The following is a 15,820-nucleotide window of genomic DNA, read 5'->3' as shown; positions in this document are numbered from 1 at the left end:
TAAAGTTATTATACTAATTATTAATTAGAGGCGTTATGAAAGATATTATTTTAGGAGTTAATGTTGATCACGTAGCAACTTTACGTAATACTAGAAACACTACTTATCCTGATGTTTTAGAAGTCGCAAATTTAGCTATAAAGCATGGAGCAGATTTTATAACTATTCATTTAAGAGAAGATCGTAGACATATAAATGATCAAGATGTTTTTAAATTAAAGAATAACTTAAATGCTCCCTTAAATTTAGAAATTGCAGCAACTGATGAAATGTTAAAAATAGCAGAATTAGTGCATCCACAATCTGTATGTTTAGTTCCTGAAAATAGAAAAGAAATGACAACAGAAGGTGGAATAAATCTTAAAGAAATGTATCACATTATAGAACCTATGATTTGTAAATTACATGCAATTAATATACAAGTTACTCTTTTTATTGAGCCTGAAATAGAGCAAATCAACTATGCAAAAAAACTTTCTGTACGTACTATAGAATTACATACTGGTCTATATTGTAATAATATGACGTCAAGAAGTCTACACCAGATAGAACAAGCTGCCTACTATAGTTATACTCAAGGCATAGAATGCCATGCAGGCCATGGATTAAATTATAAAAGTGCTGCTATAATAGCTAAAATACCATATATATCAGCTCTTAATATAGGGCACTTTTTAATTTCTGAATCTATTATACATGGCATTGGGTATTCAGTTCAGAAGATGAAAAAAGTCATTACGTGCTAATGTAAAAACTTATTTTATCAACTATTTATTATATTTAGTAGCTTTTTGCTAGATCTAAATCTTACTCTTTTCTTTGGTGGAAGTGTTTCTAAATCTCCAGTTTTTGGATTGTGATATTTTTTTTCTGCACACTGAATGACGTGCAATGTACCAACATTATGTAAGCGAATAGACTGACTTGTCTCTAGCGTACTCTTTATTGTTGACATGACAATATCATAAGCATTACTTGAGTCTTTTTTTGTTAAATTTAGACCTAACATCAATGCTCTAACTATCATCTCTTTGCTCATAGATAAAACTCCTACTTTGATATAAGTAAATATAGACCTAGGATATTAAGTTAGTGTATATAGTCAACTAAATTTGTTGTTATTATTTAAAGCATTATTAAAAGTAGTGTTTTTTTGAGCTAAATACGCTAATTTGATGTAAAAAATATTAAATATTTAATTTGTTATGCATAATACAATACTTTATTTTTTTATGATTAAATGCCTATTTAGTAGAAAGTGTAATGTTTATAAAAAAAATCATAATAATATATAAGGAGGTAATATATAATATTTTGTAATTAGTGACATTGGATAATGTTAAATGTAAGTTGTTATTTTACTTTGTCTAGATATTTTTTTTACGAAAGATAATGAGTAAAGACTTTTATATATATAAAATAATAAGTTTAATATGATGTTATATGCATTATAGTGTCAACAATATTGATCATAGTTGCTTTTTTTTCTAAGTAAATATTTTTTGATGTAGATATTATATTTTGTATCTTTGAATATCCGTTAAGTAGAGAGTTGATATTTTGTTGAGTAAAACAATTTACAAATTGGGTATTGAATTTAGTTGTAATACCTACGGCTTTTTTTATTATTTCTGAAATTGTAGTAAGTAATATGCGCTCTATTTTGTATAGAGGTACTGTTGTGTTAATAACATCATTTATAGATTTTAAATCTCTATGATTTATTATTTCTATGAGATTGTAATATAAGGTTACTTCGTCATCAATATTATCTGTAATCATTCCAGGAGTTCCTAAATACAAGTAGGCAATTTCATTAGTAAGCTGTATATTTGGAAAATTAATACTGATAACCTGCTTTGTTTCGTCATAACTTAAATCATGTAAATGTATTACAAAGCAACGAGACCTTATAGTTATTGGAATATTATATATATTATGACTGATAAGTATAATGATTGAATTATCTGAAGGTTCTTCTAAAACTTTAAGCATAGCATTCATGGCATTAATAGTTAAATTATCAATACTATCAATAATTGCTACTTTATAATTAGATATTATTGAACTAAAGTTTAAAAATTGCTTCATTTTTCTTATTACATCTATTCCTATAAGTTCTTCATTATCTGTATTAATAACCATAACATCTGGATGTGTTTCTAAGTTATCATGTTGTGTCAAGTATTTTGTAAAGGCATACGATAAAGTTGCTTTACCTATACCTCTTTTACCATGTATTAACCATGAATTAACGTTGGTATTACTAATAAGAATTTTTTTTACTGTTTCATGTCCTATGATATTTTTCATATTTATAGTATATTTTGAAATATATTATAGATTTCTTTGTCTGGGACAATTCCTGATCGTAATATTTTGTATGACATTAGATCAATGACAGTTGACTCTATACCGCTTACTAGCGTATCATCTTTTATGATTATTGAAATATTTTTTTTAATTATATCCGGAATATTACTTGCTTTTGATGTGCTACATGAGCCAGTTATGTTAACGCTTGTTGCGATAATAGGGCTTTTGAATAAATGTAATATTTTTGAAGCTGTAGGATGATCTGATATTCTAATTCCTATAGTGTCTTTAAAAAATTTTTTTGGTAAGTAGTGGCGATTATGTAGTGGTAGGACAAATGTTATTTTACCTTTAGGAAGATGTTGTATAATTTTTAAATCTTGTTCTTTAAGATGTGAAAACATGCTTACTTGGTTAATGTCCTTCATTAATAGTGACATTTGTTTAGTGATAGGGCGATTTTTAATAGAATATATTTTACTAATTACAAAATCATTTTTTGCAGAACATGCTAAGGCATATACTGTTTCTGTTGGAAAGCAAACTATTTCATTTTTTTTTAATAAGCTGACAACTTGTAGTATCATATAGAAAATGTAGAAATTTTTTTAATTACATACATATTTTGTGTTAGCAAATGATTGATATATATAAAGTAGGTAGTATATCATAAAGTTGTAAATTATACTAAAGAATACTTTAGAGTCATTATCTAAACTAATGATCTTAAGTTGTGAACAAAAAGGGTAATTAAGTAAAGCATTGTTGCATTTTAGAGCCTAATTTAGGAGCAATATTTGATATAACAGATATATATCCAGAACCTCCAGAACATTAAAAGTTAATGCAATGCTATAATTAGCTAATAAAAAGTAAAACGAGCATGGAAATATTATTAGTGTCAAGTAATAATAAATTCAAGATTTTAATAAATGTTTTCAATATACTTTTACTTAAAAAGTAAGGTATTATCTTTTTAGATGTAAGACAATTTTTTAGTAATAACGTTGTTTATGTAATTGTAGTCTTAGTTAGATAATGAAAAGTTTTGTTTTTATAATATAAACTTATTACTATAGAATACTAGTTTGATTAATTACATTATATGTAATTTTAGTTTCTATATATTAATGCTTATATAGTACGTAGTTTGATAATTATGTAGGTGTTTTTGTTAAAAATATTTGTGGGTGTATGAAAAAATAAAAAGTTTTGTTTTAGTAAATGGTGAACAGGTTAGTTGGTTGTATTATTTAGGTGTTAATATTATTTTATAAATGCTATTAATAAGGGTATAAGTGTTATAAGATTATTGAGAAAAAATGGTAGTTTTTGGATTAACTGGTGGTATAGGTTCTGGGAAAAGTTTAGTTGCGAATTGTTTTGCACAACTTGTTAATGCTAAAATATTTGATGCTGATAAAGTAGTTCATCATTTATACGAATATGATAATCAAGTGGTGGATTTTGTGAAGAAGTGCTTTCCAGATTCTGTACAGAATGGTATGGTTAACAGAAAAGTACTTGCTAAGCATTTTTATTGTTATAGTGATGTATGGAAAACATTTCAGCAAATGATACATTCAATAGTTTTACGTAAGCAGCAAGAATTTTTGTTCTTGCATAATAGACATAGAATTTCTAAATATTTAGTGCTTGATATACCGTTATTAATAGAAGCTAAATTTCATTATTATTGTGATTTTATTATATATATATATGCCAGTGATTTTATACGTAAACAACGGTTAAACAGTAGACATATACCTGAGAAACAGCTTAAATTTATACATGAACTTCAAATCTCTGAATGTACGAGAGAAAAAAAATCTCATTTTAGTATTAATTCAGGATTAGGTAGAAAAGGTATATTCAGCAAAATTTTAAGGATATTGCATTATGTTACTTAGTATACTTATGTTTGGTTTATAATATAGTTACATTTTAATAATTTTATATAACGTGTATTATATTGCTTACTGAAATTTTTAGGTAAAGTAGGCTTTTGATAGAAGATAATGCTATTATTACTTAGAATGATGTAAAAAACATTTTCATGAAAAGAAAGATTATAAAAAATTATTTGCTTATAATGTTAAATCATTTTTTTATTTAGTGTTTTGTGTAATCAGAAATAGATATAGCAGGAAGAGAAATTAATAAGAGTTATATAAATTGAGGTTTATATATATAGTAATTGTTGAAAAATGTGTAATGGAATTATATATTTTATTATGTAATAAATCCTTGTAGTAATTTTTAAAATATAGGTTCAATGCAATATTGTGAGTTAAGATTATGAAGATATATCATGTTAATAAACATGATAAAGGTTTATATTGTAACAGTTGTACTTAGAAAGTAAGGTAGGTAAGTGTAGGGTACGAAAAAGCATGTTTTTTGTATTTAATACATTATAATAAGGTCTTTAGTAAGAAATGTAATGTGTATAAGAATGTTATGCTTAGAGATGCAAGTAAGACATATTGTATATTATGTATGATTTGAAGATTTCATGTTTTTTGTATAGTATTGAAAATATATAATATGATTATTGTATAAAAGTATAATATTTATAAGCACATAATTTGAAGATAAGCTAATTAAGAAATGTAATGTATTTTTTTTAAAATAATAACTCTGATACTTTAGTTAGAAAATAATGAAATTTAGGTTGTATTGCTGTATAAATAGTACATATGCTATTGTTGGATGGAGTTATCTACAGGGTTATTTTATATTTTTATTATAAAAAGTACAAATTTGGTATATTGATATGCTAAGTTATACATTAAAAGAAATACTGTTACTACTTGTAACATATAATGTTTTGAGTTATTTTTATAAGTTCTAGTGGTTATTTAAGTGGATTTTTATTATAAGTGGAAGGCATTTAATTATATGAATGAAGTACTATGTTAAAAGTTATTTTTATGTAAAAATGTATGAATAGTTATGTCATATGATATCATGTATCTTATATTATAATATTGAATTGACTATTTAGTTACTTGTTAATATGTGTTATACAAAGGAAATCTTGGTTTCTAGTTTAAAAAATTAGGCAACTTTTGGCTTTTTGTTGCGATTGTAAATCTTTATTCAGTAATTGCTATAATAAGTAGCTCGTCATTTCATGTTAAATACTCACTTAGTACTTATTGATCATATTTTAATTGTTTGCTTAGTTTCATTGAACAAAATTTGGGCCCACACATTGAACAAAAATGAGCAGTTTTTCCTCCTTTAGCAGGCAAGGATTCATCGTGTAATGCTTTAGCTGTTATAGGATCGATGGATAAATTGAATTGATCATGCCATCTAAAATCAAATCTAGCTTGACTTAAAGCATAATCTCTTATATATGCTGCAGGGTTACCTTTTGCTAAATCTGCTGCATGTGCAGCTATTTTATATGCGATTACACCATCTTTTACATCCTTGTTATTAGGCAATCCCAAATGTTCTTTAGGTGTAACATAGCATAACATGGAAGTACCATACCAACCTATCATTGCTGCTCCGATCGCACTAGTGATATGATCGTAACCTGGAGCAATATCTGTAGTTAAAGGACCTAGTGTATAGAAAGGAGCTTCTTTACAAAATAAGAATTGTTTTTTTACATTTTCTTTAATAAGATGAAGTGGTACATGTCCTGGTCCTTCAATCATTACTTGGCAGTTATGTTCCCATGCTACTTTTGTTAGTTCTCCTAAAGTTTCTAGTTCTAAAAATTGTGCTTTGTCATTTGCATCAGCTATAGATCCTGGACGTAGTCCATCACCTAGAGAAAAGGTTATGTCATAACTGTTCATGATATTACATATTTCTTCAAAATGAGTGTAAAGAAAATTTTCTTTATTGTGAAAGCTAGACCATTGTGCCATGATAGCTCCGCCGCGTGAGACTATACCTGTTATTCTATTTTTTGTATATTGAACGTAATTTTTTAACACTCCTGCATGTATTGTAAAATAATCTACTCCTTGTTCTGCTTGTTCTATGAGTGTTTCTTTAAAGATATCGAAATTAAGTTTTTCTACAATGCCATTTACTTTACTTAATGCTTGATATATTGGTACTGTTCCTACAGGTACAGGGCTATTTCTGATAATCCATTCTCTAATGTTGTGAATATCATTACCTGTTGATAAATCCATTATTGTATCAGCTCCATACGCAATAGCGTTTATCATTTTTTCTACTTCTTCTTTTATTCCTGAACTGAGCACAGAATTTCCAATATTTGCATTAATTTTGACTAAGAAGTTTTTACCTATGATCATTGGTTCTAATTCGTGGTGGTTTATATTAGATGGAATTACTGCTCTACCAGAGGCAATTTCTTGTCTAACAAATTCTGGTGTAATATTAGAACAATTAATATTAAGTTTTTTGCATAAATGTTGTGTACGTAATGTATTTTCCCTAATAGCAACATATTCCATTTCAGGGGTTATAATATTGTTCTGTGCGTAGAATAATTGAGTGATAGGGTGATCCTTTTTTTTTAAAGCACTATGATTGACTTGTGGGAATTGTGTACATGAATTATGTTGTATTTTTTTTTTGTACTGTATGGTATCCTCCTTATAAGTATTCCAATGTTTTCTGATTTTACTAATACCATGTTTAATGTTGACATTAATTTTACTATCACTGTAGGGACCAGAAGTATCATATACTAATATGCTATCAGTATTATTTTTTATATTAATTTGGCGCATTCCTACTCTAATTTTATTAAAAATGTTACCTATAGCATATATTTTATGAGATGAAGGAAATGCATCGTTATATTGTATTTTCATAAATTTCAGTGTTGTGTATACTTAAATAGTATTATACAGAATACTTCTATAAATATCTAGTTTGATATGCTAAGATATAATTTTTTGTTTCGCTACTTAATATTAATTGTTCTAATATTACACCAGAATTTGTTAGACAAGAAATTGCCTCTGGTAGAGCAGTAATTCCATCTAATATAAATCACCACGAATTAGAACTAATAATCATATTGTTCATGTGATAAATATATAAAATTAGCATGATATAAAGAAAATTATAACTTAGATTTTTGTAATCCTTACATAAATTAAGACTATTTATGATGTTTTATTTTACATATGTGTTCTTATAAATTATAGCTTATTTAGTAACGAGAGTATTTATCTTTAGTCTTAAGTAATAAATAAAACGCTCCCTTGCCTCCATGAGCAGCAATAGCTTGCTTGTAATATAACATTAAATTAGCTATTTTATCATTTTGTAGCCACTTATGTAAACTGTTTCTAATGCTATTATGACCAGAGAATTTACTTCCCCATCCAGTTATCACAAGTAAACATTTATTACCTAAATCGTAATTTTTTGTAATACAATTTAATAATTGGTAATATGCTTCATCATGAGTATAACCATGCAAATCAAGTATACTATCTATATGATATTTACCTTGATCTATTTTTACCTTTGTACTATTACTGATACTGTTAAAAGTGCCGGATTCTATATTGTAATTTTTTTCTTGAACATTGATGCGTGGTTCATTATTGCAGTAATAATACGGTAATATTGCTTTATGTGGGTATGTTGTTAATCTTTCATGTGATGATTTGTTGGTGTTTAGTAATATAGTATCTTTTTTAAAACTTTTGCTAAAATATTCTTTCTGAATAATATTAGGAGTATTGCTATTGTGTTTTTGATACTGTATTTTTTTACTTACTGAGGGACGTGTATCACTTATTATACTCTGCCATGAGGTGTCCTGCTGATTATTTATCATAGCACTTTTTAATTAAAATAATAACATAAAATTTTAGTATCCATGAATTCCTTATTAGCTATTTAAATTATTGTTTTTGCCTGATAAAAATTGATCCTGGCTTATAAAGTTGGATTCAATATTACGCTGATTACTAGATTTATTATTAAAGATGTTAATATCTTGCTTACTATTATGTAAAACATTATCAGTAGTGATAAAGCCCTCTAGGTATTTTTTACATCTTTGTACTGCTAAATTAAAAAGAGAATTAATATTTAACTTTTGTTCTGTTATTTCATGTAAAGCAATAACGGTATTCTTGCTACTTTGATAATCTGTTATTGAATGAGATCCTGAACTTAATTCATGTGCTCTTTGACTTGCTAATATGACTAATTTAAAGCGATTATTGGAATGATAAGAGCAGTCTTCAATTGTAGTTTTTTTCATGGTTAAAATATTATAAGTTTATATAGGCAATTATATCGTTTTAATAAAATTATGCAATATGCTCTTTTTTATTTCAAAGATTTTCCTGTGGCAGTATTATTAAATTTATGTAATCTAAGTTATCTTTTGATTGATTCTCATGAATTAATCCTGAATTATTTTGAGTCGATATTGATAAATCAATTTTACAATTTAGTTTTAATAAAAAAGTTAGCAGTCTTTCTAATGAAAATCCTGCTGTTTTACCGTTAATAATCTGAGAAATTTTTGGTTGATCTACGCCTAAAATTTTTGCAGCAGTCATTTGATTCCAATGATTGAGTTGTATTATTTCTTTTATGATATTTAATATTTGAAACTTAATTTTTTGTCCATTATGTTCGTTGTTTTTCATATATAATTCCTCATTTAATAAAAATAATTAGAAAATTCATATTTTTTATTATGCTATTAAAAAATAGTATTAAATTACTTTATATAAAATAAGCTTATTATTTATATATATAAAATATATATGTATAATTTTTATAGAATAGATATATTTTTATATTCATTATATTAATAATTTAATAAATATGAAAGAAAATATATTATATCTTATGATATTAGTATATCTTTCTAGTTACATTAGAAATATTTTTTATGAATATTGATGAAGGAATTTTGTTATAATATATGGTTATGTAATGTTAAATAAATTTTTTTATTTTTTTTAAATATGTTTTTTATAAGTAACATAATTATTATGTATTACATGGTGAATATTTAGTAGTGATTATGTTATGGATGTACAATAAGGTATAAAATTTATACGAGATTAATAATGAATTATGATTTTGAGCTAACTGAAAAAGAAATTCAGAATAAATGGAATTTTAAAATTAAAAATCAGGAAATTGATTATTATGTGTTAGAAATGTTTCCTTATCCTTCTGGTAATATACATATGGGACATTTACGTAATTATGTGATTGGTGATGTTATTGCTAGATATAAGCGTGCTTGTGGGTTTAATGTTTTGCATCCTATAGGATGGGATGCATTTGGATTGCCAGCGGAAAATGCAGCTCTTTCTTATGGTATTCACCCTAGAGAATGGACTGAAAATAATATTGATAATATGCGAGTACAACTTAAGTCTATAGGGTTATCTTATAATTGGGAAAAGGAATTATCAACACATCATCAAGAGTATTATAGGTATGAGCAAGAATTTTTTCTTGACTTTTTACATTCTGGGTTAGCTTATCGTAAAGAGTCATGGGTTAATTGGGATCCTGTAGATCAAACTACTTTAGCCAATGAACAGGTTATAGAAGGTAGAGGATGGAGATCTGGAGCGTTAGTTGAAAAGCGTAAATTATCACAGTGGTTTTTAAAAATTACTGATTTTGCAGAAGAATTGTTAAATGACCTTACAAAATTGAAGGAATGGCCAGAAAAAGTCAAGTTAATGCAAGAACAATGGATTGGTAAATCTGAAGGTGTAGTAATAGATTTTGATATAGTAGGTTATAATAGAAATTTAGAAATTTTTACTACAAAGCCACATATGTTATTTGGGGCATCATTTTGTGCAGTGTCGGTTGATCATTCTGTTTTAGATTTGATACAAGATTTAAATGTTGTAGAAGATATAAGAAGTATTACTCAATTGTCATGTAGAACTTTAGATAAAGATGAAAAAGTAGGGATTAATACAGGATTACTAGTTAAACATCCTTTGTTAGATAAATTATTACCTATTTATGTTGTTAATTTTGTATTATCAGATTATGGTACTGGAGCGATATTTGGATGTCCAGCTCATGATCAAAGAGACTTTGAATTTGCTGTAAAGTATAATTTGCCAATTATTCAAGTTATTTTTCCTAGTTGTAATGATATTGATATTCAGAAAAAAGCTTATATAGGAGATGGAATTTTAGGTAATTCTGATTTTTTAAATGGAATGGTAGTTAATGATGCAAAAGAAAGCATTATTGCAAAACTTGAGTTAATGAATAAATGCAAACGTACAGTAAATTATAAGTTACATGATTGGGGAATATCTAGACAACGTTATTGGGGATGTCCTATCCCTGTTATATACTGTAATCATTGTGGTATTGTTCCAGTAGATAAAAAAGATCTACCAATTGTATTGCCAGAAAATATAGATTTTAGTGAAATGGGAAATCCTATAGCTAATCATCCTACTTGGAAATATGTTAAATGCCATATTTGTGGGGCAGATGCTGAACGTGAGACAGATACCTTTGATACTTTTTTTGAATCTTCTTGGTATTTTGCTGCATTTTGTGGAATGAATAACGCAATAGATAAAGAAGCATGTAATAGAATTTTACCAGTAAATTGTTATATAGGTGGAATAGAACATGCAATTTTACATTTATTATATTCAAGATTTTTTTGTAAAATACTGACTCAATGTGGGTATTTTAGTGTTAATGAACCATTTTCTACTTTAATTACACAAGGCATGGTATGTCATGTTACTTACCAAGATAAAAATGGTAATTATTTATTTCCTGATGAAGCCAAAGAAATGATGCGTAAAGGGGAATATGTTTTTACTGGAAGATCACAGAAAATGAGTAAATCTAAGAAAAATGTTATTGATCCTACTAAGATTATCAAAAAATATGGTGCAGATACAGTTCGACTTTTTATATTATCTGATACGCCTATTGATCGTGATGTTGATTGGTCAAATGATGGAGTAAAAGGTAGTTGGAAATATATTAATCGTTTATGGGATATTATAAGTACTAATGATAAAATTAATACTAAATTTGATAATAGTGAGATTAGTAATCATGAGTTAGAGTATCTTTCTCATATACATAGAATACTTGATGGTGTTAATAGTGATTTGCAATATTATCGACTAAATTGTGTGATTGCAAAGTTTCGAGAAATGACAAATATAATTTTTAATATGATAGAGCAGCAAACTATTTCTTATTCAGTCATAAATGAAGGAGTGTTTATTTTACTCAGGATAGTAGAGCCGTTTATTCCACATATTGCAGAAAAATTATGGGAGTTAATAGGAGGAGATGGTATGTTGTGTAATAAAAGTTGGCCTAATGTTAATATGAAGCTATTGATAAGTAATAATGTAACAATTGTTGTTCAGGTAAATGGAAAATTTTGTAAAACACTAGTAGTTGCTTCTAATGTAGATAATGAAATGTTAAAAAATATGTCTCTTGATGTAGTTAAATATAAAATAACTAATAAAGAAGTAAAAGATATTTATATCATTCCTAATAAAGTAGTGAACATTATAACAGAATAGTTATCACTTGCTTAACTTAATATATTTTGAATATAGAATAAAATATAGAGATTATAACTGATATGATAAAGGTTATATTAATATGCTTTAATGTAGTAATAATAAAAATGATGAATTACCTATATGATCATTATTAAATAATTTTGTAAATTAGTAGTATGATATCTAAATAAGGTATAATTAAATTATTTTTCGGTAAAACATTTATCTGTAATACTTTTGGTGATAAATTAATCATTTTGTATTAAAGTTTCATTAGTTTTATAGTAGGTAATATTTGTATTGATGCTTTTAATGATGAATTGGTTGTTTGTAATGAGTCTTTACAGTTTGAGAGTAAGTAATATTTATTTATTGATGTTTTGATATAGCTTATGAATAGATCTTTATTATAGAGTGTAGTGATTGTATAATATTTATAGCTGTTTACTGTGATAAAAGTATTATATAAGTAACAATTTTTGTATTTTTAAAATTAGGTATTATGATAGTAGACTCGCATTGTCATTTAAATTATTTTTCTTCTGATGAAATTCAATACATTATAGATGAAGCTGAGAAAAAAGGTATATTATTAATGCAGACTGTCTGTACTACTATTAGTGAATTTTCTAATTTATTAGAAATTGCAAATAAGTATAAGCAGGTATATGCTTCTGTTGGCGTACATCCTTCTAATAGTGCTGAAGGGGAATCTATTTCCGTAGAAAAATTGGTAGATCTAGCAAATAATAAAAAGGTTATTGGTATAGGTGAAACAGGATTAGATTTTTATAAATATGATGCACATGATAAACAGGAAAAAAGCTTTTTGCTGCATATTGATGCTGCACGTAAAGTGGATTTACCAGTTATTATTCATTCAAGAAATGCTGATATGCGAATGAAGGAAGTTTTGACATCAGAAATGAAATTAAAAGAATTTAAAGGAGTAATGCATTGTTTTGCATCATCAAAAGATCTTGCTATGCATGTTATAGATTTAGGGTTATATATTTCTTTTTCAGGTATATTAACTTTTAAAAATGCTATAGAATTACAGCAAATCGCAAGAATGGTACCTTTGCAGCAGATTCTAGTTGAAACTGATTCTCCATTTTTATGTCCTGAACCTTATAGAGGTCAAAAAAATCATCCTGCTATGACGAGAATTATAGTTGAGTATTTATCGAAACTTTATAATAAAAATATCGATGATATTAGTAAAATTACAACTGAAAATTTTTTTAGATTATTTAATAAATGTTCATTAGATTATAATGCTTGATAATCCTATTATATGTGCTTTAGATACAGCAAATATAGATAATGCAATTCAATTAGCAAAATTGATAAAAGGTAAAGTATCTATGATTAAGTTAGGATTGGAATTTTTTACTGCTCATGGAATATCAGGTGTAAAGGTGATGTCTCAGTTAGATATTCCTATATTTTTGGATCTAAAACTTCATGATATTCCAAATACTGTTGCAAGGGCTATTAGTATAATAAAAGATCTTAACATAAAAATGATGACTATACATATAAGTGGCGGCAAAGAAATGATACTTAGAGCTATGGATGTATTACTTGATAGCACTATTTTATTAGTTGGTGTTACTGTCTTAACAAGTATTGATAATAATGATTTAAGAGATGTGGGAATTTATCAAGATACGAGTGTATATGTTGATTCTTTGGTAAAATTAGCGGTTAATTCTGGATTAAAAGGCATAGTGTGTTCTGCTTATGAAGTTAAAGAAATACGTAATAAATATTGTGACTTAAAATTAATAGTACCAGGCATTCGTATAATGTATAATGATAGTGATCAAAAAAGAATTAGTGATCCTAAGACAGTAATATTAGATGGTGCAAATTACTTAGTAATAGGTCGTCCAATTACTCAAAGTCATGATCCAATTTGTACGATAGAAAATATTTTAAGTAATATATATAGCTAATGTGTTATAAATTTGCATAATACAAAATAGTCAGAATAGCCATATTAAATCTATTAATAGTTGTGTTTTATGTTGATTTTTTTTAAGTTTCTTTTGCTGTTATGGAATACTGTGGTGTTTTATGTTACAGCTAGTTTTGAATTTGAATATTCTCTTGATTTACTTTTTTATAACAAAAAAAGATTTTAATGGTATTAGTTATTATATGTTGTTTTTAAAGCAAATGTGATGTGAAAGTACTTTGTATTGATAATAAAATATTTTTGTTACTATATATATTAATGTTCTTAATAAGATTAATTTTATATGAAAACATTCTTAAATTCATATTGATATATGTTAGGATATTTTTTTAGGATTTCTTTTGTCATTGTACGTTATCTTTGATTATTTTTTCAATAATGTTTTTTTATGACCGTATTATTTTTTTTGATGAATGTTTTATTTTTTGTAAAAGTGATATTATTTTTAATTTGCTGTTGTATTAATAATTTTTTTTAATTGTTTTTATTATTAGTTGAGAGATTGTATTTTTTTGGCATATAATTTTCATCATGTTTTGCTAATATTTCTTGAGCTATAAATACACCATTACTCATATGTCCCTTTGCTACAATATTGCTGCCTTCGAGAAATAATGGTGGTAATATTCCTTGATATATTACTGTAAGTTCTTGAGTTAAATCCGTTATATTAAATGTAATAGTATTATTATTTTTTTTAATACTACCTTTGACTACTATTCCACCAATACGAAAAGTTCCTTTGTTATTTACCATTTTTTCAGATAATACTTCATTTATTGTGTAGAAAAAAGAAATACTGCTTTTGAGTTGGGTTAATACTATGAGTATTACAATTCCAAAAAGAGTGAAAGATATTATTATAAATAGTAACCTTTTATGTATTTGTTTCATCTTTAATAATTTTATCTAATTTTTTTTTACTAGCTAAGTAATCAACAATTATAACAGCACTAAGACAAAAAAGTGCTAATAAACTTATAGAATATGCAAGTATTAAATACATTGTTGATTGTCATTAAATTGAATTAAGGAATTTAACATATTATAATCTGTCATATCAGTATTTATTGGTGTAATAGCTATATAGCCATTATATAGTGCTGCTATATTCCTGTTATTAAGTTTATAATATTGATTTTTAGGTGAAATTTCACGTATAACATAGGATTGACTATAATTGTCTGTTTGTATAACATCTATATTGTTACAGGAAAAATATGCTCCTTGTTCAACAAATTGAATACCTTTTACATCTCCACATGGAATGTTGATACTTATGGTAGTTGATTTTTTCCAGTTAGTGTTATTCATTAATTTATGAATGATATCTAGTAAAAATTTTCTTGAATTTTCCCATTTTATAGTTTGATCTTGATATGCCTGACTAATGGCAATTGATGGGATATGCATTACTGCACCTTCTATTGCTGCACCTATTGTGCCGGAATAAATTATATCATTGCCAACATTTGACCCGTGGTTAATACCTGAAAGTATAAGGTCTGGCTTTTCATTTATAATCTTTCGTAAGCCTATAAAAACACTTTCTGCTGGAGTGCCATGCACTATAAATTCATTTTCTCTTACTTTTTGTACATTGATTTGTACATTTTGATTTATGGATCTGCTTGCTCTGCTGTAGTTTTCGGCAGGAGCCACTACCCATATTTTTGATGCAATATTTGATACAATTTCTTGCAAAACTTTAATTCCTTCAGCATGGAACCCATCATCATTAGTTAATAATATCTTCATATTTGCATCCTTTTAAAATTATTAGCCGTAAGCATTAATAATATCTTTTCAAGGTGACTTAATGTTTATGCAAAATCATAATGAATTTTACCCTTAATTGCAAGGCATTTACAGATATATTTTATAGTAAGAAGAATGTACATATTAGATATGGATTTATAATATAGTAACATATATTATAAGGCCCTTATTAAAAAGGGTGTATAAGTAACTAGTTCAGCATAGGTATAATTCTAGTAAAATTATATGC

14 protein-coding genes are annotated in these 15,820 nt (G+C 26.4%); 5 read left to right on the top strand and 9 right to left on the bottom strand.

Going from position 1 to position 15,820, the window contains the following annotated elements; all coding sequences use genetic code 11:
• Positions 1-35 precede the first annotated feature (35 nt).
• On the top strand, positions 36-746 hold the full coding sequence (locus HL033_RS00670; protein ID WP_218194196.1) for a pyridoxine 5'-phosphate synthase: 711 nt from the start codon (positions 36-38) through the stop codon (positions 744-746).
• Positions 747-763: 17 nt separating this feature from the next.
• Here the strand turns inward: HL033_RS00670 and HL033_RS00665 are convergent, their stop codons facing one another.
• The 3 genes from HL033_RS00665 to HL033_RS00655 form a co-directional block, all read right to left on the bottom strand.
• Positions 764-1,039, bottom strand: coding sequence for an HU family DNA-binding protein (locus tag HL033_RS00665; RefSeq protein ID WP_218194195.1), 276 nt, complete (start codon positions 1,037-1,039; stop codon positions 764-766).
• 389 nt (positions 1,040-1,428) lie between these two features.
• Entirely contained in the window at positions 1,429-2,313 is an 885-nt protein-coding gene (locus tag HL033_RS00660; protein ID WP_218194194.1) for an AAA family ATPase, read from the bottom strand.
• Between the two features lie 2 nt (positions 2,314-2,315).
• Complete coding sequence (locus HL033_RS00655) at positions 2,316-2,903, bottom strand: L-threonylcarbamoyladenylate synthase (protein WP_218194193.1); 588 nt, start codon at positions 2,901-2,903, stop codon at positions 2,316-2,318.
• Positions 2,904-3,638: 735 nt separating this feature from the next.
• On the opposite strand from HL033_RS00655, the gene coaE reads away from it, so the two are divergent.
• Positions 3,639-4,226: a dephospho-CoA kinase gene (gene coaE, locus HL033_RS00650; RefSeq protein WP_218194192.1), complete on the top strand. Its 588-nt coding sequence runs from the start codon at positions 3,639-3,641 to the stop codon at positions 4,224-4,226.
• A 1,248-nt stretch (positions 4,227-5,474) separates the two neighbouring features.
• Here coaE and thiC read toward each other — a convergent pair.
• The 4 genes from thiC to HL033_RS00630 form a co-directional block, all read right to left on the bottom strand.
• Positions 5,475-7,130, bottom strand: coding sequence for a phosphomethylpyrimidine synthase ThiC (thiC, locus tag HL033_RS00645; RefSeq protein WP_218194191.1), 1,656 nt, complete (start codon positions 7,128-7,130; stop codon positions 5,475-5,477).
• 344 nt (positions 7,131-7,474) lie between these two features.
• Positions 7,475-8,110: a Smr/MutS family protein gene (locus HL033_RS00640; protein ID WP_218194190.1), complete on the bottom strand. Its 636-nt coding sequence runs from the start codon at positions 8,108-8,110 to the stop codon at positions 7,475-7,477.
• A gap of 54 nt (positions 8,111-8,164) precedes the next feature.
• Positions 8,165-8,542 carry a DNA-directed RNA polymerase subunit omega gene (gene rpoZ, locus HL033_RS00635; RefSeq protein ID WP_218194189.1) on the bottom strand — a complete coding sequence of 126 codons (378 nt, stop codon included), beginning with the start codon at positions 8,540-8,542 and terminating at the stop codon, positions 8,165-8,167.
• A 73-nt stretch (positions 8,543-8,615) separates the two neighbouring features.
• Positions 8,616-8,936 (bottom strand): helix-turn-helix domain-containing protein, encoded by a 321-nt coding sequence (locus tag HL033_RS00630; RefSeq protein ID WP_218194188.1) that lies wholly within the window; start codon positions 8,934-8,936, stop codon positions 8,616-8,618.
• Positions 8,937-9,365: 429 nt separating this feature from the next.
• Here HL033_RS00630 and leuS point away from each other — a divergent pair, with 429 nt between their 5' ends.
• The 3 genes from leuS to pyrF all read left to right on the top strand — a co-directional run bounded on the left by leuS (position 9,366) and on the right by pyrF (position 13,789).
• Positions 9,366-11,846, top strand: a complete 2,481-nt coding sequence (leuS, locus tag HL033_RS00625) for a leucine--tRNA ligase (RefSeq protein ID WP_218194187.1) — start codon at positions 9,366-9,368, stop codon at positions 11,844-11,846.
• 484 nt (positions 11,847-12,330) lie between these two features.
• Positions 12,331-13,113, top strand: coding sequence for a TatD family hydrolase (locus HL033_RS00620; RefSeq protein ID WP_218194186.1), 783 nt, complete (start codon positions 12,331-12,333; stop codon positions 13,111-13,113).
• A complete protein-coding gene (gene pyrF / locus HL033_RS00615; RefSeq protein ID WP_218194185.1) occupies positions 13,106-13,789 on the top strand; it encodes an orotidine-5'-phosphate decarboxylase in 684 nt (227 codons plus the stop codon). Before HL033_RS00620 ends, pyrF begins: the two co-directional genes overlap by 8 nt.
• Positions 13,790-14,286: 497 nt before the next feature.
• Here the strand turns inward: pyrF and ccmE are convergent, their stop codons facing one another.
• Both ccmE and surE read right to left on the bottom strand, forming a co-directional pair.
• On the bottom strand, positions 14,287-14,706 hold the full coding sequence (ccmE, locus tag HL033_RS00610) for a cytochrome c maturation protein CcmE (RefSeq protein WP_218194184.1): 420 nt from the start codon (positions 14,704-14,706) through the stop codon (positions 14,287-14,289).
• 102 nt (positions 14,707-14,808) lie between these two features.
• A complete protein-coding gene (gene surE, locus HL033_RS00605) occupies positions 14,809-15,570 on the bottom strand; it encodes a 5'/3'-nucleotidase SurE (RefSeq protein WP_218194183.1) in 762 nt (253 codons plus the stop codon).
• Positions 15,571-15,820 lie beyond the last annotated feature (250 nt).

This window comes from Neoehrlichia mikurensis (assembly GCF_019186785.1).
GTDB classification, from domain to species: domain Bacteria; phylum Pseudomonadota; class Alphaproteobacteria; order Rickettsiales; family Anaplasmataceae; genus Neoehrlichia; species Neoehrlichia mikurensis.
This window is presented reverse-complemented; position numbering and strand designations above follow the sequence as displayed.